This window comes from Variovorax sp. CAN15 (genome assembly GCF_030462475.1).
Classification (GTDB): domain Bacteria; phylum Pseudomonadota; class Gammaproteobacteria; order Burkholderiales; family Burkholderiaceae_C; genus Variovorax.
In genome coordinates, this window is the sequence record NZ_JASMRZ010000003.1 from 144610 (window position 1) to 164267 (window position 19658).

Sequence of the window (19658 nt, forward strand, 5' to 3'; positions counted from 1 at the left end):
CTCAGGGCTTCCACCGCCGCAGCAGCAGCGCATTGGCCATCACGCTCACGCTCGACAGCGCCATCGCCGCGCCGGCCACCACCGGGCTCAGCAGGCCGAAGGCCGCGAGCGGAATGCCGGCCACGTTGTAGGCGAAGGCCCAGAACAGGTTCTGCCGGATCTTCGCCACCGTGCGGCCCGAAAGCTCCAAGGCCTGCGCGACCAGCGCAAGGTCGCCACGCATCAGCGTGATGCCGGCGGCTTCCATCGCCACGTCGGTGCCGCCGCCCGAAGGCGCCATTGCAATGCCGACGTCGGCCGCAGCCAGCGCGGGTGCATCGTTGGCACCGTCACCGATCATCGCGACGACATGCCCGTCGCTTCGCAGCGCCGCGACCTGCGCAGCCTTGTCGGCAGGCAGCACATCGGCGCGCACATCCTCGGCCGCGATGCCCAGCCGTGCTGCCATGGCCTGCGCCGCGCGCAGGTTGTCGCCCGAGATCATCACAACGCGCAGTCCACGTGCACGCAGCGTGCGGATGGCTTCGGCGGCCTGCGGCTTGGGCTCGTCGGCGAAGGCGAGCAGGGCCTGCACATGCGCGGCGCCGGCTTCGTCGAAGCGCAGCAGCGCGGAGACCGTCGCGCCCTGCGATTGAAGATGCTCCACTTCCTCCGCGTCGGGTACCGCGTCGAGTTCGCGGCACCAGCGCAGGCTGGCGATGGCCCACTGACCGCCCTCTACTTCCCCGCGAACGCCACGGCCCGGCGAGGCCTGCATCGCACCCAGCACGGGTACATGCAGATTGCGCTGCGCGGCGGCCGACGTCACCGCCTTGGCCAGCGGATGCTCGCTGCCGCCTTGCAGGCTGGCGGCGGTGGCGAGCAGCTGGTCCTGGGAGACCGAAGCGCCGGCCACGGGCACCAGCGCGGTGAGCACGGGGCGGCCGACGGTCAGCGTGCCAGTCTTGTCGAACGCGGCTGTGTCGACCCGGTGCGCTATTTCCAGTGCCCGGGCGTCCTTGATGAGCACGCCATGCCGCGCCGCCACGCCAGTACCAGCCATCACCGCCACGGGCGTCGCAAGGCCGAGTGCACACGGACAGGCGATGACGAGCACCGCCACCGCATGGATCAGCGCGGTCTCGATGCCGGCACCCGCCACCATCCATCCCGCGAAGGTGACCAGCGCGATCAGCAGCACCACCGGCACGAACACGGCGGCGACCTTGTCCACCAGACGCTGGATCGGCGCCTTGGCGGCCTGCGCGTCCTCGACCAGGCGGATGATGCGCGCCAGCACACTCTCGGCGCCGACAGCGCTCACCTCGACGACCATGCGGCCGTCGCCGTTCACCGCGCCGCCGGTCAGCGCATCACCCGGTCCCTTGGTCACCGGCAGCGGTTCGCCGGTGAGCATGGATTCGTCGACTTCGGAATGCCCTTCCAGCACCTTCGCATCGGCCGGCACGCGCTCGCCGGGCCGCACCGCGAGACGGTCGCCAACCATCACCTCGGCGAGCGGCACGTCGCTTTCCTTTCCGCGTGCGTCGAGCACGTGCGCCACTTCGGGCCGCAGCTGCTGCAGCGCGCGGATCGCCGAGGTGGCCTGCCGCTTGGCGCGTGCCTCCAGCCATTTGCCGAGCAGCACCAGCGTGATCACCACCGCCGAGGCCTCGAAGTACAGGTGCGGCACCATGCCATGGCCCGCATGCTCGCCGGTGGCGGCGCGCCACCAGAGCCAGAGCGAAAGCCCGAAAGCCGCGCTGGTGCCGAGCGCCACCAGCAGGTCCATGTTGCCGGTGCGCGCCTTCACCGCATGCCAGCCCGCGCGATAGAAACGCGCGCCCAGCCAGAACTGCACCGGCGTCGCGAGCAGCAGCTGCGCCCATGGCGGCAGCATCCAGTCGAGCCCGAAGAAGCCGCCCAGCATCGGCGCCATCAGCGGGATCGACAGCGCAAGCCCGATCGCGACCGGGGCGAAGCCGGCCCATGGCGAGAGCCTGGCTTCGTCTGCCGCGCTGCTGGCGGCACGAGGTTCATAGCCGGCGGCGCGCACGGCGCGGCGCAGGCGGACATCGATGTCATCCTCGCCAGAGGCAACCACGCGGGCCGATTCGGTCGCGAGATTCACGCTCACGTCCTGCACGCCAGGCACGTTCTTCAGGGCACGCTCCACACGCATGACGCAGGAGGCGCAAGTCATGCCGCCGATGGACAGATCGAGCGTGGCGGTGGCGGGTATTTGCCGGAGCTGAGGTTTTTCCATGCACCAAGGCTAAAGCCTCACACCATGTCAAGGTCAAGCGGAACAATCCAGAACCCCTGTGCTGGACGTTGACATCGTGAGAGGGTTCAAACTGCGGTTTCCCGGGTCGGTTGGCCGACCACTTCCCTTTCCCACCCATCATTTATCTACTTTCAAGGAGTATCACGATGAGCCAGAAATTCCAGGTCACGGGCATGAGCTGCGGCCATTGCGTGAACGCAGTACAGAACGCGGTGCAAACGGTGGATCCCGAAGCGCAGGTCACGGTCGACCTGGAAACGGGCCATGTCGACGTGCTGAGCGAACAGCCGCGCAAGGACATCGTGGCCGCCATCGAGAACGCGGGGTACGCGGTTCAATGACGACGGGCCCGGTCAGCATCGGCGAGGCGGCGCAAAGATCGGGCGTGTCGGCCCGCATGGTCCGCCACTACGAGGGCCTGGGCCTGTTGCCCGCGGTGGCGCGCACCGAGAGCGGCTACCGCCAGTACGGCGAAGCCGACATCCACACGCTGCGCTTCATCAAGCGCTCACGCGACCTCGGCTTCTCGATGGAAGAGATCGCCGAACTGGTCGGGCTATGGAACAACCGGCGCCGCGCCAGCTCGAGCGTGAAGCGCATCGCCGAGAAGCATCTCGGTGAACTGGAACAGCGCATCGCCGACATGCAGTCCATGCGCAGCACGCTGGCGCACCTGGTGCATTGCTGCCACGGCGACGCGCGCCCCGAGTGCCCGATCCTCGACGACCTCGCGAAATAGGTACTCCCCCAGGCTTCGCGCACTTCGTGTCGCTGCGCCAACCCCTTCGCCGGGGCCAATACCTGTGGCCCGGCGAAGCCGGTTCCACGGTGTTCCCGGAATAAGTCCTTCAAGCGCCGCGCACCAAGGACAAGACCTTGCCCGCATCCAGCGCGCGGGCCTTTTCCTGGATGGCGGGCAGATACTGCGTCTGCAGACTCTGCCCTTCCTTCACCACGCCCGAGAACGCGTCCTTCAGCATCTGCGTCGAGAGCGTGCGCCCACCCGCGTAGTAGCGTTTGGCGACGTGGCCCAGCGCGTAGGTCGACGCGAAACTCATCCCCGAACTCACCGCCTGGTTGCCCAGGCCGCGCAGCAGCCCGCCGCCGACTTTGCCGAGCAAGCCACCGAGCAGCTTGCGTCCTGCCTGCTCCAGGTACTGCGAGGTCAGGCCCACGCCGACGGTCGCCAGGAAATCCTTGATGTGGCCGCTGTCGAGCTGGTAGCCATAGGCCTGGCCGATGCGGTAGACCAGCTTCATCTGCAGCGGAATGATCGCCATGGTCGAGAGCGTCTCGGGCAGCAGCTCGAGCGCGCCGTTCAGGATGGAGGCGTTGAGGATCGACTTGTCCAGCTCCGTCGTGTCGGGGCTCTTCGGCGCTGCGGGCATGGATGCCGGCACCGACGACGCTGCCACAGTGGCAGCCACCGGCACCGCGGCGATCTCTTCCGCCTTCCGCGAGAAAGCGGCCGCCGAAGCGTCCAGGCCCAGCGAGGTGCGCACGTCCGCCAGGAACATCCGCTCCGCCTCCGACTGCGCGCCGTCGGCATCGCAGACGCACACAGCCATCTCATAGGCGAGCTGCCTCGATTCCATGCTCTTGAGCTCGCCCGCCACCGAGGCCAGCGAAACCCGCTTCATCAGCACGTCCTGGTAGAGCGTCGGCAGGTTCAGCCCGTCGGCCTGCCACAGGCCCTCCGCGATGCGCTTGATCTCGGCGCGCTCGCGCTCGTGCTTCTCGCCATCGACGAAGGCGGCCAGCAGGCTCAGGGTAACGATCGACTTTGTTTCAGAAGGTGTCATGTTCGATATTTCCGCAATTTCAATGAGTTGGCGGAGTCGCAGCCGCGGTCCGGAGATTCCGTCAGGCGTTCTCCCCACAAACCTTGGGCAACTCTGTGGATAACGTTGGCACTTCCATGTAGGGGTTCTGCAAGTTGTTGATTTACAAATGAAATCCATGGATTGCCCAAAATTTCAGCAATGAATTTCTACCGGCAAAAACCGCCTTCGCAGATTTCTGAAGAGCCGTCAAAGGACAAGTCTGGGGACATTTTTTGAACAAACCATGGTTTATCCACAGGCCCGAAGGGTTACCCAATGTTGTCCATGTCGCGGGTACAAACCGGAAGCACGGCTGCACACAGTGACGGCGGCATGACAAGTGCTTGTCGCATAACGAAAAAAACGTCATGTCCACAGAGGGATGCGACCCTTATCTACTACTACTAATTTGAATAATAAAAACAAGAGATAGGGAACAGGAAAAGCTGCGCCCGAAAAAAAAGGCCGCGAACGGCCGCGCCGGTCCCGGATGCCTCGGACGAAACCGGTCCTCCCAGCCTTCCTCCCCCTCGCTAACATTCGCGGATGAGCTTCAAACCCCGGATCCTGATCGCCGAAGACGAGTCGGGCATCGCCGACACGCTGCAATACGTCCTGAAAAGCGACGGATTCATCCCCGTCTGGTGCGCAACGGCCGAGGAAGCCATCGCCCAGTTCGCGCAGGAGCCGCCGGCGCTGGCCATCCTGGACATCGGGCTGCCCGATCTCAACGGTTTCGAGCTCTTCAAACGCCTGCAGGCGCTCAATCAGTCCATGGGCGGCCCGGAGGTGCCCATGGTGTTCCTGACGGCCCGCAGCGACGAAATAGACCGCGTGGTGGGCCTCGAACTGGGCGCCGACGACTACATTGCCAAGCCCTTTTCTCCACGAGAGCTCGTCGCCCGGGTACGAACGATCCTGCGGCGCAGCGCCAGAAACGGCTCAGGAGCCCAGCCAGCGGCCGCTGGCGCGAATCACGTGGGGGGGCATCAAATATCCGCGAACGGCGCTCCTGCGGGCTATCAGCCCCCCGCATCGCCCTTCGCGCTGGACACCGAGCGCATGCAGATCCGTTACTACGGACGGCTGCTCGAGCTATCGCGCTACGAATACGGCTTGCTGAGATTGCTGGTGCAGCGCCCCGGCCGTGTCTTCACACGCGACGAACTGCTCGAACACGTCTGGGACGACTCCAGCGACAGCTTCGACCGCACCGTCGACGCGCACATCAAGACCTTGCGCGCCAAGCTCAAGGCGATCGCGCCGGACGTGGAGCCGATCCGCACGCTGCGCGGCACCGGCTACGCACTGAACGAAGAACTGCCATCAAAGGCATGACACCGGCCTTGGCCTGTCTTTTCGCGGAATACCGCGGAACCGGCTTTGCCGGGCCGCTGGTACTGCCCCCGGCGAGGGGGTTGGCGGCCACACGAAGTGGGCAGGCCTGCGGGAGAGCCAGGCTTTGACGAGGCGCACCCGGATCTTCATCGGCATCCTGCTGATCTACACGGCGGGCATCGCCTTCCTGCTCTACCGCGTCGTCTCCGACATCGATCCGCGCTACCGCGAATCCGCCGAGGAATCGCTGGTCGAGACCTCGCAGCTCGTGGCCAGCCTGGTCGAGCAGGACGTGATCGCCGGCGCCATCAACACCGCGCGGCTCGAGCCGCTGTTCCGCACGGTCTACGCGCGCGAGTTCTCGGCGCAGATATACAACCTGCACAAGAGCCGCGTCGAGCTGCGCGTGTACGTCACCGACCGCAACGGCCGCGTGATGTTCGATTCGCTCGGCAGGCACCTCGGCGCCGACTATTCGAAGTGGAGCGACGTGAGCCGCACGCTTGCCGGCCTGTACGGCGCGCGCACCTCGCGCGACGTCGACGGCGATCCGCGCACTTCGGTCATGTACGTGGGCGCCCCGATCCGCTGGAACAACGAGATCGTCGGCATGGTCAGTGTCGGCAAGCCTGTGCAGAGCTTCGGGCAGTTCGTGGAGGACGCGCGTGGGCGAACCATCTGGGTCGGCGTGGGCTCGGCGCTGGCGCTGCTGCTGCTCACCTTGATCGTCTCGGTCTGGCTGGTACGGCCCTTCGGCCTGATCCGCGACTACTGGACCTGGGTGCGCGCCCAGCGCAGCCTGAGCCTTTCACGCATGGCAAGGCGCGCGGTCGACGGCGTGCGCACCGGCTTCAGCGAAATGCGCGACGCGCTCACCGGGCGCAACTACGTGGCCGACTACGTCCAGACCTTCACGCATGAAGTGAAAAGCCCGCTCTCCGCCATCCGCGGCGCGGCCGAGCTGCTGCAGGAACCGTCGATGCCGCATCCCGAGCGCGAACGCTTCCTGAAGAACATCGAGCGCGAGACCCAGCGCATCCAGGAAATCGTCGACCGCATGATGGAGCTCACCGCGCTCGAAACGCGGCGCGCGCTCGATCGCACCGAACCGGTGGCATTGGCCGCGCTGATCGACGACATCGCCACCAGCGCACAGACAGCGGCAGCCAAGCGCAACATCAGGCTGCTGGTGAACATTCGCAACGAAGCACGCACCGAAGGCGACCCTTTCCTGCTGCGCCGCGCGATCAGCAACCTGCTCGACAACGCCATCGATTTTTCGCCGCGTGACAGCGAAGTTCTGCTCACGCTGGAAACGACCTCGAAGCTGGCCCGCGTGAGCGTGCGCGACCACGGCCCCGGCATTCCGGAGTACGCGCAGGAAAAAGTTTTTGAAAAGTTCTATTCACTCGCCAGGCCGCACAGCCAGAAGAAGAGCACCGGCCTGGGGCTGGCCTTCGTGAAGGAGATCGCGGCCCTGCACCACGGCCGCATCGACCTGGGTAACGCGTCGCGTGGCGGGGCGGTGGCGACGCTCACGTTGCCGCTGCTGTCTTCTTCACATCACTGAACGGATTTCGACAAGCTCGGGACGTGGCGGCAGCGATTCCGGCAGACGCAGATCCCAGGCCAGGCCGCAGCGCTCGAACAGCCTGAGCATCCACCAGCCCGGGTCCCATTCGCCAGGCGCGAGTCCCAGCCGGGCCGAGCCCGGATAGGCATGGTGGTTGTTGTGCCAGCTCTCGCCCATGGTCAGCAGCGAAGTCCACGGAATATTGCGTCCCTGCACGGCGGCACCGCGCACTTCGTAGTTCATCTTGCCCTGGTTGTGCGCGAACCAGCCGATCAGCCAATGGCCCAGAACGCCGGCGGTGACGCGTGCGCACACGCCCCAGAAAACGAATGCCCATCCACCCCAGAGATGGAAGAGCAAGGCGATGGGCAATTGCTGGAGCATCCAGGTTCTTTCGAGCCAATGCAGGAAGCGATCGTTCGTGACAAGAGGTTCGATCCGGATGCCGGGTGGATTCGCAAGATGGAGTTCGCAGTGAAGCTGCCACCAGGCATCGGTCCAGAAACCGCGGCCGTGCCGCAGGTAGTCGTGGCAGACCGGCAGGCGTTGTGCATAGTCGCGCAACTCATGCTGGCGAAGAATGCCCAGCGGACCGGCCAGGCCGACGAGCACGCCGCAATAGATCAAGGTGCAGCGCAGCCATCGGGGGTATTGGAAGCTGTGATGAATCAGCTGGCGATGGCTGCCCAGCGAGTGGCCGAACAAGAGCACGAACGCGGTGCTCGCGACGAAGAGCGCGAGTGCATCCCACCGGAAAAAGAAAAGGCCGCCGACCAGCGCGGCGGCGGCCATGCCAGAGAACCAGAACGACTTGACTGGTGAATACAGAACTTCGCCTTCGCAGACGAAATCGGCTTGCCCCGCGTGAACCCGATGGTGATCGAGACCGGTGGACTGCATTGCAGGAAGCTCAGCGCCCGATCAGCGCGCAATAGGCTTCGCGCGTCTGCGGGCTCACCGCACGCAGTGCCTGCAGGTACTGAGTCTGGTGCTGCCCGATCATGCGGGCCGAGGCCACCGTCTTCGAGCGGCAATACCAGTGGCAGGTGTGCTGCAGCAGGAACAGCTCGGCCGACATCATGTAGGCCTTGGACTTGGGCGTGCGGCCCGCTTCGTTGCGCATCACGCCGGCGATGCCGCGTGCGTGGATGAGCAGTGCCTGGCGCATGTCGAAGGTCGCCGACGGAAAGAACTGGGTGAATAGCGGAATGGCCACCGGCAGCTTGCTCACGCGGGTGACGGGCTCGGGCATGCGCGAGAACTCGGCTGCGAAGCCGTCGACCTGGGCGGATAGTTTTTCCTCGGTGGTGTCCAGCAGTTGCCAGATCTGGCGGCGGCGCTCGGCGTCGTCTTCGCCAAGGCAGCGCATGTAGCCGGAGGTGAGGCTTTCCATCAGCTTCTCGATCTGGTAGCGGCCGAGGTGGCTGGCCAGCAGCGCTATGCGCAGGCGCTGTTCTCTGGACTTGAGAATGTAGAAGCCGGCGGCGACGAGTGCTACCAGGGTGAGGATTTCCATGGATGCGGGAAGAAGGAGAAAAAGAGAAGGCGGGGAGCAGCGCCAAGTGTAGGCACCGCGACCCGCCTTCTCTTTTCAGCTCCGTGAAGAGCGTCGAAAAGCGTCCGGCTACCGGAAGAAATCGAGGATCCGGTTGCGCTCCTCCGGCGGGGGCGGCGCACCCACGGGCGCGCCGGTGAGTTGCTCGACCGGCGGAGGCGGCGTGTCGCTGTTCTCCAGGCCCAGGCTCGCCACGTTGTGGCCCGGCGTGAAGTCGTCGAAGTACCACTCGCCGTCGATGCTCACCACGCCCTCGGGCTGGGCCGGATGCGTCACCGGCACGCCCTGCAGCGCGGTCTGCATGTAGCCGGTCCAGATCGGCAGGCTCAGGCTGCCGCCGGTCTCGCCGCGTACGCCGAGCTGGCGCGGCGTGTCGTAGCCGACCCATGCGATGCCCACCATGGTCGGCTGGAAGCCGGCGAACCATGTGTCGAAGGAATCGTTGGTGGTGCCGGTCTTGCCGTAGAGGTCGTCGCGCTTGAGTGCCTGGTAGGCCTTGAAGCCGGTGCCGTTTCGCACCACGCTCTGCAGCAGCGAATCCATGATGAAGGCGTTGCGCTGCGGAATGGCGCGGCGCGTTTCGTCGAGCACGGGCGGCTCGGTTTCCATGATGACCTTGTCGCGCAGGTCGGTGACGCGGGTGACCAGGTAGGGATTGACGCGGTAGCCGCCGTTGGCGAATACCGAATAACCCACCGCCATCTGCATCGGCGTGACCGAGCCGGCGCCCAGGCCCATCGGCAGGTTCGCGGGCTGCTTGTCCTTGTCGAAGCCGAACTTCGTGACCCAGTCCTGCGCGTAGGGAGCGCCGATCGACTGCAGAACGCGCAGCGTTACCAGGTTCTTCGACTTCATCAGCGCGGTGCGCAGCGGCATCGGGCCCTCATAGGTTCCTTCGAAGTTCTTCGGCTCCCAAGGCTGGCCGCCATTGGCGCTGGCGTCGAAGTAAAGCGGTGCGTCGTTCACCACGGTGGCGGGCGTGAAGCCTTTTTCAAGCGCGGCCGAATAGATGAAGGGCTTGAAGCTCGAACCCGGCTGGCGCCAGGCCTGCGTGACGTGGTTGAACTTGTTCTTGCCGTAGTCGAAGCCGCCCACCAGCGCCTTGATGGCGCCGCTGCGCGGATCCATGCCGATGAAGGCGCCTTCGACCTCGGGCAGCTGCGTGATCTCCCAGGTGTTCTTCGGCGTCTTCGCCACGCGGATGACGGCGCCGCGGCGGATCTTGATGTTGGGTGGCGCCTTCGCGGCAAGGCCCGACTGCGCGGGCTTCAGGCCCTCGCCGGTGATCTGGATGGTCTCGCCGTTCGCGCGCACCGCGCTGATTTCCTTCGCGCTCGCGTCGAGCACCACGGCGGCGATCACGTCGCCGTTGTCGGGATGTTCGGCCAGCGCGTCGTCCACCGCTTCGTCGATCTCCTTCTGCTCGGCCGGCAGGTCGATGACCTTCTCGGGACCGCGGTAGGGCTGGCGGCGCTCGTAGTCCATGATGCCCTTGCGCAGCGATCTGTAGGCAGCCGCTTGGTCGGCCGCCACGATGGAGGTGTAGACCTTCATGCCGCTGGTGTAGATGCTGTCGCCGTATTGCGCGTACATCATCTGGCGCACCGTCTCGGCCACGTACTCCGCGTGCAGACGGTTCGGATCGGCGGCGTCACGCAGGTGCAGCTCTTCCTTCTTCGCGGCGGCCGCCTGCTCAGCGGTGATGAAGCCGGTTTCCTGCATGCGGTCGATCACATAGAGCTGGCGTGCGCGTGCGCGGCGCGGGTTGGCCACCGGGTTGTTTGCACCAGGGGCCTTCGGCAGGCCCGCCAGCATCGCGGCCTCGGCGATGGTGATGTTCTGCAGCGGCTTGCCGAAATAGGTTTCGGCCGCGGCGGCGAAACCGTAGGCGCGGTTTCCGAGGTAGATCTGGTTCAGGTAGATCTCGAGGATCTGGTCTTTCGTGAGCTGCTGCTCCAGCCGCATCGCCAGCAGGATCTCGTAGGTCTTGCGGCTCAGCGTCCGCTCTGAGCTCAGGTACACGTTGCGCGCCACCTGCATCGTGATGGTCGACGCGCCCTGCTGGCGACCGCCCTTCAGGCTGGCGACGGCTGCGCGCACGAAGCCCTTGTAGTCGACGCCGCCGTGGTCGTAGAAGCGCGCGTCCTCCACGGCCAGCACCGCATCCTTCATCACCTTCGGGATGTTGGCGAAGGGCGTGAGGTTGCGGCGCTCTTCACCGAATTCGCCGATCAGCTGGCCTTCGGTCGAATACACGCGAAGCGGCAGCTTGGGGCGGTAGTCGGAAAGCTCCGAGACATCGGGCAGCTTCGGATAGATGGTCACGACCGCGACGATGGCGGCGACCAGCACAACCAGCGCGCCGGAGCCGACACCGATGGCGCCCCAGCCGGCGACGCGCTTCCAGTTGAAGCGTGGTGGCGCCGCGCCGTCGTCGCCGGGGGCCTTGGAGTTTGAGCGTTTGAACATGGGAAATGCCTGTTTGGCTAGCGAAAGGATTGGAGCCGCCGCGCGCTGCCGCGTTCCGGCGTCCGGAGTTCGAGCGTGCCTTGCAGCGCAGCGCGCTGCGCGCAATGCATCGCGTCGAAGTACTTGTCGTGGTCGAAGGCGATAAGCAGAAGATCCACTCCGGCGTCGAGCGCACGGACGGTGGCGTCGCAGAGACCGCGGTTGTAGGCCGCGCCCATCGTGAGATCGTCGGTGACGAGCAGGCCCTGGTAGCCCCATTCGCCTCGAATCACCCGCTGCACGATTTTGCGCGAGAAAGAGACCGGATAAGCGGCGTCAAGTTCCGCAAGGATGACATGGCCCAGCATGATCGCCGCATCCGAATGTTTCGATACGTCTTGAAACGGCTTCCAGTCGTGCTCCGCGAGCCGGGCGACGGGTGTGTGCAGTTCGGCGGCGAAATGGTGGGTGTCCCCGGTCACGCCGGCCAGGCCGGGAAAGTGCTTGAGCGTGCCTCGTACGCCAGCGGATTCGAGGCCCAGCTCGTAAGCGAGCGCCACCTGCGCGGTGACCGCCGGGTCGGCCGATATGGCGCGTTCGTCGATGCGGGTGTGGAAGTCCCAGCGATCCGGCGCGCGCCCGGTGCGCAGGTCGACCACCGGGCTGAAGTTGAGCGTGATGCCGAGTGCGGCGAGCGCCCTGCCCTGCTGCGCGCCGTAGGCATGGGCGCGCTGGGTGAGTTCGTCGTCGGGCAGGTCGGCATCGTCGAGAAGCGAGGCGAGCACGGGCTGGCGTTCGACCAATGGGGACAGGCGGGAGACAGCGCCGCCTTCCTGGTCGGTCGCGACGATCAGCGGCGGCAGGCCGGCCGAACGGCGCAGCGCCTGCAGCCCTGAGATCTCGTCGCGCAGCTCTTCCGCCGTGCGACCCCTGACATTGCGGCCGGTGACGAAGATGCCGCCGATCAGCCCCTTGCGTGCCAGTTCGCGCAGCTCCTTCGCGTCGTCATAGCCGACGATGAAATGTGCGCCCACCGCCTGCGCGAGCGGGCCTTCCATCGCATTCACTTCGGCGCGGTGCTGGCGCGACATCGCTTCGTTGCACAGCGCCGTGAGCACGGCCGCGATTGCCAGTCCCAGCGCCACGGGCCGCAGCCTGCCTTGTGCAAAGCGCCAAGCGATCGCGATGCTCGCAAGAAGCAAGGCCAGCAGCAGCGGCAGTTCCCACGCACGCATGAAGCGCAGGTGCGGGTCCTTCAGGTGCCAGGCCCAGAACCACAGCACGGCCAGCGCCAGCCAGCCCGATGTACCGGCGATGACCCGCAGCAGCTTCATGCGGCCGTCGGCGCTTCAAGTGCCGCTACGGGCGCGGCTTCGTTGCGGCGCGAGAGCGCGTACCAGTCGACCTTGCGCGTCACGAGCATCAATGTGGCCAGCATGCCGAAGATCAGCAGCGCACCCAGCAGCAGCGCATTGCTTTCCGACGCCAGCAGGCCGTAGAGCGCACCGTACAGCAGTGCGACGAATGCGCCGAACGACATGCCGCGGCGCCAGCCGCCCAGCACCGCGCTGAAGTACACGGCCAGCAGCGCGACGCTCGCCGAGGCGGCGCCCGCGTAGGCCATCCAGAAGGCGAACTTCTCGGACAGCGCCAGCAGCAGCAGGAAGAAGAGCGCGATCGACAGGCCCACCAGCCCGTACTGGATCGGATGCAGGCGCAGCTTGCGGAACAGCTCGAACATGAAGGCGGCCATCAGCACCAGGCCGATGAAGAGCACGCCGTACTTGCCCGCGCGCGTGCTCATCGAATAGACGTTGATGGGCTGAGCGAGCGACACGTCGAAGGTCTGCAGCGGGCCCAGGTTCCGGCGCGCCGGAACTACGGCGGCAGCTGTCGCTGCCACATCGGCGCTGCTGGCCACATCCACTGCGCCGCCCCGGCCCGAGAGGCCTGCGCGTACCTGCTCGCGCGACGAGGTCACGAGCGAGGACACGCGCCAGTGCGCGTCGAAGCCCTGTGGCGTCACGCTGCGCTCGGCCGCGAGAAAGCGGCCGCCGAAGCTGGGGTGTGCCCAGGGCGAGCTCAGGTGTGCGGTCGTCTCTTCGGCGATGGGCGTGATGGCGAGCGTGTCCTGTCCAACCAGCCCCAGCTTCATCTCGAAAGGAATCGGTGTGCCGGCCTGCCAGGCGGCGAGCGCGGCGCCGGTGACCGGTGCATGGATGCCGTTGGCGAACCAGGCATCGTCGTCAAGGCCCGGCACGCGTTGCCTGAAGCGCAGGGTTTCGCCGCCCATGCTCATGGTGGGCGAGCCGTCGAGGCCGCGCAGGTCGCTCACGTTGAAGGCGATGAGCGGCGCCTTGAACTCGATCTTCGAATCGGTCTCGCTGTGCGGCACGGCCTTGGGGTCGAAGGCGGTGAAGCCGCCGGAGAGCACCGCATCGAGCGTGTAGAAGGGAATCTTGAAGATGCCGCGATAGCGTTCCTGTGGCGCCATCGTGCCCTCGATGTGCAGCTTGTCGGGGAACACCACGTGGGCCATTTCCTTGCTGCGCGGCTCCTGGCCGATCACCTTGCCCTGCGCGTTGCGCAGCGGCTCCATCCAGCGTTCCACGTAAGGCACCAGAAGCAGCGGGCCGACCATGGTCTGGCGGCCCGCGTAGGTGGAGGCGAGTTCGTCGGCAGCCTCGCGCTGGCTCTCGCCGCGGGCACGGTTGATCGAATCGATCTCCCCCAGCGGAATGCAAAGGAGCAGCAGCAGGAAAAGCAGGCCGGCGACCTTGGCCAGCATGGAACTCATCACGGCCCTGAGCAGCTGAAGCATGTTTTTCTCTCCTCGTCTGTAGCGATGGCCGCGATGCTCGCCGCGCGAGCCGAAGGCCGTGTGAAGGGCACGGGCCGCCTCGCTTCACACAGACTTCACACAGCGGATGCGGGCGGTCGACGACTTCAAGACGCCTTCCAACTGGCTTCTCGCGCGCTGGAGAAAGTTGCGGCCGTGCAAGTTCGCACGGACAAGGACCCCCGCCATGGATGCCCAAACCACCCCACGTCCCGGCCGCTGGCTCTGGCTCGCCACCGTGAGCCTGGCGACCGCGGGCTTCATCGCCATGGGCGTGCGCCCGGTGCACGCGCAGGAAGCGCCAGCCGGCCCGCGCCAGAAGACCGAGAGCCCCTATTTCTTCGTGAAGAGCGACGATCCCTCGGTCGACCGCCTGCCGCTGAAGGGCACCGAGGTCTCGGTGAAGATCTCGGGCGTGATCGCCGACGTGACGGTCACGCAGACCTACCGCAATGAAGGACAGCGCGCCATCGAGGCGAAGTACGTGTTCCCCGGCTCGGCCAAGGCCGCGGTGAGCGGCCTCAACGTGCGGCTGGCCGACCGGCTCATCACCGCGCAGATCCGCGAGAAGCAGCAGGCGCAGATCGAGTACGACACCGCCAAGAAGGAAGGCAAGACCGCCGCGCTGCTGGAGCAGCACCTGCCCAACGTGTTCCAGATGAACGTCGCCAACATCCTGCCGGGCGACGACGTGAAGGTGGAGCTGCGCTACACCGAGCTGCTGGTGCCGCAGTCGGGCAACTACCAGTTCGTGTTTCCGACGGTGGTGGGGCCGCGCTACAACTCGCCGCAGTCGGAGAACGCACAGGCCAAGTGGGTCGCGCAGCCCACGCTGCCCGCGGGCACTGCCGCCGGCACCAGCTTCAGGCTCAAGGCCACCATCGACACGCCGATGGGCATCAAGGAGATCCGCTCCGCCACGCACGCCATCGACGTGAAGAAGAGCGACGAGGACCAGCACGCCGACGTCGTGCTCGCCGCCGATGGCCGTCCCGCCGACAACCGCGACTTCGTGCTCGACTACCGCCTCTCAGGCGAGAAGATCGAATCGGGCCTGATGCTCTACAAGGGCCAGGGCAACAACGCCGAGAACTTCTTCCTCGCCATGGTCGAGCCGCCCAAGGCCGTGGCCGCCAGCGCGATCTCGCCGCGCGACTACATCTTCGTGGTCGACATTTCGGGCTCGATGCATGGCTTTCCGCTCGACACCGCGAAGACGGTGCTCGAACGCCTGATCGGCGGCCTGCGCCCCAGCGACACCTTCAACGTGCTGCTCTTTTCGGGCAGCAACAAGATGCTCTCGCCCAAGTCGGTGCCGGCCACGCGCGCCAACATCGAGCAGGCGCTGTCCACCATCAAGAACTACAGCGGCAGCGGCAGCACCGAACTCATTCCGGCGCTCAAGCGCGTGTACGCCGAACCCAAGGAAAAGAACGTATCGCGCACCGTGGTGGTGGTGACCGACGGCTACGTGACGGTGGAGCGCGAGGCCTTCGAGCTGGTGCGCAACAACCTGTCGAAAGCCAACGTGTTCGCCTTCGGCATCGGCTCCTCGGTGAACCGCAGCCTGATGGAAGGCATCGCGCGTGCCGGCATGGGCGAGCCCTTCATCATCACCGACCCGATCCAGGCGCCCGAGCAGGCCGCGCGCTTTCGCCGCATGGTCGAGTCGCCGGTGCTCACGAACGTGAAGGCCACCTTCGGCGGTCTCGACGTGTACGACGTGGAGCCGCAGGCGCTGCCCGACGTGCTCGGCGAGCGCCCTGTGATCGTGTTCGGCAAGTGGCGCGGTGAAGCAAAAGGCCGCGTGATCATCGAAGGCCAGAGCGCCAGCGGCCCCTATCGCCAGGAAGTGCGCATCGACGGCAACACCCGCCAGGACACGGCCTCGCTGCGCACGCTGTGGGCCCGCCACCGCATCCAGAGCCTGAGCGACCAGGAAACGCTGGAAGGCGGCACGGCCCTGAAGGACCGCATCACCGAGCTCGGCTTGAAGTACAGCCTGCTCACCCGGTACACGAGCTTCATCGCCGTCGACAAGGTGGTGCGCAACATCGCGCCGCAGAACAGCGTGGACGTGAACCAGCCGCTGCCCCTGCCGCAAGGCGTGAGCGAGCTGGCGCTCGGCGCCGAGGTGCCGAGCACGCCCGAGCCCGAATCGCTGGGTGCCATCGCCGTAGTGCTGTCGATGCTAGCCATGCTGCGCCGCCGCGCGCGCCGCAACGACGCACGCCGCTTCACCGCCTGATCCATCCGGAAAAAGAAAGAAAAGAATGTCCTTGGCAATGCTTGCCCACCGCCATCCGCGCATCGTGGACTGGGGCATCCACATCGACCGCACGCCGGCCGCCGGCTGGATCGGCCTGCAGTTCCTTGCGCTGATGCCCACCTGGGTGTGGATGGCCCAGCGCATGCGCGACGGCTCCGACGATCCGCTGGGACTGCTGGCACTGGTCGCGCTCGCCGCGCTGGCCTGGAGCCGCAGGCGCGAACTGCGCGCTTCGCCCCGGCTGGGCTGGCTCGCGCTGGCCGGTGCAGGCACCGTGCTCGCTACGCTGCTGCGCACGGGGCTCGGCTTCATGCCCGCGCTGCCGCCGCTCGCGGCCGGACTGATCGCTGTGCTGGCCCTGGCCTGCGGGCTGCTGGCTTTCCTGCCGCGCAAGGTGGCGGCGCTCCCGGTGGCCGGCCTCGCGGTGCTCGCGCTGCCGCTGCTTTCTTCGTTGCAGTTCTATGCTGGCTACCCGCTGCGCATGGTCACGGCCGAGGTCAGCCGCTGGCTGCTGTCGCCGGGCTTCGAGGTGGCGCGCGAAGGCGCGAGCCTGGCGGTCGATGGCCGGCTGGTGATCGTCGATGCGCCCTGCTCCGGCGTGCAGATGGTGTGGCTGGGCTACTTCACGGCCTGCGCGGTCGCGCTGTGGGCATCGCGCAGCGGCCGGGACTTCATGGCGCGGCTGCCGATGGTCGGGCTTCTGGTGCTCGCCGGGAACATCGTGCGCAACAGCGTGCTGATCGCCTTCGAGGGGGCCGGCCATCCGCTCGCGCCGTGGGCGCACAACGCGCTGGGCCTCTTGGTGCTGGCCGTGGTGTGCGGCGCCATCGCCCGGCTGATGGTGCCGGCGCGTCCCGCGCCCGAACCCGCCGAACTGCCCATTCCGGGCCTGATCACCACCCAGGGAGGCCGCCATGTCGACACCGTTCTTTGAGCGCTGGTTCGCGAACCATTTCATCAACCGCATCGGCCACAAGACCGCTTTCGCGTTCGCGATGCTGCTGTGCATGCTGTGGTCGGCCACGGCGGCGCTGCGCACGCCGGCGGAACCGATGGCGCCTGCCGTCGCTTCGCACGAATGGCCCAGCGAGTGGGACGGCGCCGCGCTGCGCCCGCTGGCCCTGAGCGACATCGAGCAGCGTTTTGCCGACCGCTTCCCCGGCGCGATCGGCCGCATGACCGACGGCACGCAGACGCTGGTGATGCGCGAGGTCAGCCAGCCCACGCGCATGCTGCATCCGGCCACCGACTGCTATCGCGCGCTGGGCTACCGCATCGAGCAGGCGCGCCTGGAACGCGACGCTCGCGAGCGCATGTGGCGCTGTTTTGTTGCGCAACGGCACGGAGCGCAAAAAATCCGCGTCTGCGAGCGCATCGTCGACGCCCGGGGCACGGCTTTCACGGACACTTCGAGCTGGTACTGGGCAGCAGCCAGCGGCCAGTCGCATGGGCCGTGGCAAGCTGTCACCGTAGCGAGACCGATCTGAGAAACCTGCCTGTGAAGAAGACCCTGCGATTCATGCTCTATGGCCTGATGGCCCTGGTCATTACGGCCTGTGTAGCTATCTTTTTGATAGTCAAGCTGGCGCTCGCGCCGGCTGCCGGCGAATGGAGCACCTCGGTGAAGGCGGGGCCGCTGAATTTCGAGATCGGCGTGCCGACGGCGGTGCGCGTGGCCACCTCGACATGGTTCGCGCCGCACCTCGATGGCCGTTCCTTCGACACCCGCTTCGGCACCGTGCGCTTCGCCTGGAAGCCAGCCGGCGAACTGCTGGAAATGCAGTGCGCGCCCTGCAGCGCCGACGTGCCGGCGCTGGGCACTCAGCCGATCCGCGTCGATCGCCTGATCGCCACGGTGAAGCGCGACGGCAACACACTCGCCGGAACCTTCGAGGCCACGCCGCAGAGCAACGACGCGAGCCAGCTTCACGGCCATTGGGACGGCAGGCTTACGCCGAAGAACATCCACCTCGATGCCAGCGTGCAGGACGCGCCCATCGCCCGCTGGTACGCGGTGCTGGTGCCCGCCCTGCCCGAGCTGCAGCGCGCGCGCATCGGCGGCACGCTGGCGCTGCGCGGCCAGCTCGTGCTGCCCGAGGCCACCTTCGCGGTGCAGCCGGCCATCAGCCAGTTCACCGTGGAAGGGCTGGGCACCGAGGCCATGCTGGGCGCGCGCACCAGCTGCGGCCCGTCGGCGAAGCTGGCGAACGACAGCTGGCTGGCGCGCGCCGTCATCGCGGCCGAAGACCAGCGCTTCTTCACCCACGGCGGCTACGACCTCACGGAAATCCTCGCCTCCATCGACAACAACCAGAAGCCCGGCCAGACGCGGCGCGGCGGCAGCACGCTCACGCAGCAGCTCGCCAAGCTGCTGGTGACGGGCAGCGACCGCACGGCCGAGCGCAAGCTGCGCGAGCTGCTCTACGCGGTCGAGATGGAGCAGACGCTGGGCAAGGCCCGCATCCTGCAGCTGTACCTGGACAACGCCCCTTGGGGCGGCAATCTCTGCGGCGCCGAGGCCGCGGCGCGGCGCTACTTCAAGCGCAGCGCGCGCACGCTCGAACCGGCGCAGGCCGTGTGGCTCGCCGCCATGCTGCACAAGCCCCAGGCCGTGCTCGAACAATGGCGGCGCGACGGCCAGGTCGATCCCGATCGCATCAAGTGGATCGCCGAAGGCATCCGCGGAATCAGCCGCAACCAGCGCGAGGCCCTGCTCAAGAGCGTGGCCGCGGCGAAGTTCAGGGCGCCGGAGGCTGCCACGCAATGAGCACCTTCCACCTGTCGGCTACCGAGATCGAGGCCATCGAGCGAGCCACCATCGCGGCGGTGTCGCCCGACGTGACGGAAGAAATCGACGGCTGGCTTCTGCCCTTCGCGAGCGGTACCGTCAAGCGCGCGAAGTCGGCCGTGCCGCTGCATCGCGACGCGGTCGAAGCCGCCACGCTCGACCGCATCGAGGACCGCTACGACAGTCGCCAGGCGGCGCCCGCGCTGCGGCTGGCCGACGCGCCGTGCTTCGACAGCCTTCGTGCCGAGCTGGAGCGCAGGCACTACATGGCCGACAGCCCCACCTGCGTGCAGATCGGCTCGGCACAGCACATGCGGCAGGTGGCCGCGCCGGGCGGCGCATTGGCGGATGTCGACCCGGCGCCCGACAACGCCTGGGCGGCCCTGTTCCTGGGCGAGGGCTTCGACCCTGTGGATGGCGCCCATCGCGTGCGAATGCTCTCCCGCGCCAAGGGCACGCTCTACGCGAGCGTGCGCGAAGGCGGCCTCACTGTGGCAGCGGGGGCCATGGCCTTCGGCCACGGCTGGGCCAGCGTGCACGGCATGCGCACCGACCAGGCGCAGCGCGGCCGGGGCCTCGCGGGACGCGTGCTGGCCGGGCTGGCGCAGGCCGCTTCGGAGCGCGGCTTCGAGCGGGTGTTTCTGCAGGTCGATGCGGGCAACGACGCGGCGCTGTCGCTGTACCGACGCGCCGGCTTCGAGACGCAGTGGAAATACAGCTACTGGCAGCGCCAGCAGTGGCCTTGAAGCCGCAGGCCCT

Annotated in this window: 16 protein-coding genes; 9 read left to right on the forward strand and 7 right to left on the reverse strand. The window is 66.9% G+C overall.

Going from position 1 to position 19658, the window contains the following annotated elements; genetic code table 11:
* Position 1: 1 nt before the first annotated feature.
* Complete coding sequence (locus QMO14_RS04010; RefSeq protein WP_301504658.1) at positions 2 to 2245, reverse strand: cation-translocating P-type ATPase; 2244 nt, start codon at positions 2243 to 2245, stop codon at positions 2 to 4.
* A 167-nt stretch (positions 2246 to 2412) separates the two neighbouring features.
* On the opposite strand from QMO14_RS04010, the gene QMO14_RS04015 reads away from it, so the two are divergent.
* Both QMO14_RS04015 and cueR read left to right on the forward strand, forming a co-directional pair.
* Positions 2413 to 2607 carry a heavy-metal-associated domain-containing protein gene (locus tag QMO14_RS04015; RefSeq protein WP_019653627.1) on the forward strand — a complete coding sequence of 65 codons (195 nt, stop codon included), beginning with the start codon at positions 2413 to 2415 and terminating at the stop codon, positions 2605 to 2607.
* Complete coding sequence (cueR, locus tag QMO14_RS04020) at positions 2604 to 3005, forward strand: Cu(I)-responsive transcriptional regulator (protein ID WP_301504667.1); 402 nt, start codon at positions 2604 to 2606, stop codon at positions 3003 to 3005. The genes QMO14_RS04015 and cueR overlap by 4 nt, the downstream gene beginning before the upstream one ends.
* Before the next feature lie 109 nt (positions 3006 to 3114).
* Here cueR and QMO14_RS04025 read toward each other — a convergent pair whose 3' ends face one another.
* The gene (locus tag QMO14_RS04025) at positions 3115 to 4068 is read right to left on the reverse strand and encodes a YcjF family protein (protein WP_301504669.1); all 954 of its coding nucleotides are present in this window, start codon (positions 4066 to 4068) and stop codon (positions 3115 to 3117) included.
* A 567-nt stretch (positions 4069 to 4635) separates the two neighbouring features.
* On the opposite strand from QMO14_RS04025, the gene creB reads away from it, so the two are divergent.
* Both creB and creC read left to right on the forward strand, forming a co-directional pair.
* Positions 4636 to 5427, forward strand: coding sequence for a two-component system response regulator CreB (gene creB / locus QMO14_RS04030; protein ID WP_301504670.1), 792 nt, complete (start codon positions 4636 to 4638; stop codon positions 5425 to 5427).
* Between the two features lie 124 nt (positions 5428 to 5551).
* On the forward strand, positions 5552 to 6997 hold the full coding sequence (gene creC / locus QMO14_RS04035; RefSeq protein ID WP_301504672.1) for a two-component system sensor histidine kinase CreC: 1446 nt from the start codon (positions 5552 to 5554) through the stop codon (positions 6995 to 6997).
* Here creC and QMO14_RS04040 read toward each other — a convergent pair.
* The 5 genes from QMO14_RS04040 to creD all read right to left on the reverse strand — a co-directional run bounded on the left by QMO14_RS04040 (position 6986) and on the right by creD (position 13824).
* Complete coding sequence (locus QMO14_RS04040; RefSeq protein WP_301504674.1) at positions 6986 to 7792, reverse strand: acyl-CoA desaturase; 807 nt, start codon at positions 7790 to 7792, stop codon at positions 6986 to 6988. The two genes, creC and QMO14_RS04040, sit on opposite strands and share 12 nt — an antisense overlap.
* A gap of 118 nt (positions 7793 to 7910) precedes the next feature.
* On the reverse strand, positions 7911 to 8516 hold the full coding sequence (locus QMO14_RS04045) for a hypothetical protein (protein WP_301504676.1): 606 nt from the start codon (positions 8514 to 8516) through the stop codon (positions 7911 to 7913).
* 108 nt (positions 8517 to 8624) lie between these two features.
* Positions 8625 to 11024, reverse strand: a complete 2400-nt coding sequence (locus tag QMO14_RS04050) for a penicillin-binding protein 1A (protein ID WP_301504678.1) — start codon at positions 11022 to 11024, stop codon at positions 8625 to 8627.
* Between the two features lie 17 nt (positions 11025 to 11041).
* Positions 11042 to 12337: a glycoside hydrolase family 3 N-terminal domain-containing protein gene (locus QMO14_RS04055; RefSeq protein WP_301504679.1), complete on the reverse strand. Its 1296-nt coding sequence runs from the start codon at positions 12335 to 12337 to the stop codon at positions 11042 to 11044.
* A complete protein-coding gene (gene creD / locus QMO14_RS04060) occupies positions 12334 to 13824 on the reverse strand; it encodes a cell envelope integrity protein CreD (RefSeq protein ID WP_301504681.1) in 1491 nt (496 codons plus the stop codon). Before creD ends, QMO14_RS04055 begins: the two co-directional genes overlap by 4 nt.
* Positions 13825 to 14029: 205 nt before the next feature.
* Here creD and QMO14_RS04065 point away from each other — a divergent pair, with 205 nt between their 5' ends.
* Genes QMO14_RS04065 through QMO14_RS04085 form a run of 5 tightly spaced genes read left to right on the forward strand, consistent with a single transcriptional unit; the run spans position 14030 to position 19645 of the window.
* Complete coding sequence (locus QMO14_RS04065) at positions 14030 to 16090, forward strand: VIT domain-containing protein (protein ID WP_301504684.1); 2061 nt, start codon at positions 14030 to 14032, stop codon at positions 16088 to 16090.
* Between the two features lie 25 nt (positions 16091 to 16115).
* The gene (xrtQ, locus tag QMO14_RS04070; RefSeq protein ID WP_301504686.1) at positions 16116 to 17045 is read left to right on the forward strand and encodes an exosortase Q; all 930 of its coding nucleotides are present in this window, start codon (positions 16116 to 16118) and stop codon (positions 17043 to 17045) included.
* The gene (locus QMO14_RS04075; protein ID WP_301504688.1) at positions 17026 to 17598 is read left to right on the forward strand and encodes a hypothetical protein; all 573 of its coding nucleotides are present in this window, start codon (positions 17026 to 17028) and stop codon (positions 17596 to 17598) included. The genes xrtQ and QMO14_RS04075 overlap by 20 nt, the downstream gene beginning before the upstream one ends.
* A gap of 11 nt (positions 17599 to 17609) precedes the next feature.
* Entirely contained in the window at positions 17610 to 18878 is a 1269-nt protein-coding gene (locus tag QMO14_RS04080) for a biosynthetic peptidoglycan transglycosylase (protein ID WP_301504690.1), read from the forward strand.
* Entirely contained in the window at positions 18875 to 19645 is a 771-nt protein-coding gene (locus QMO14_RS04085; protein WP_301504692.1) for a GNAT family N-acetyltransferase, read from the forward strand. Before QMO14_RS04080 ends, QMO14_RS04085 begins: the two co-directional genes overlap by 4 nt.
* Positions 19646 to 19658 lie beyond the last annotated feature (13 nt).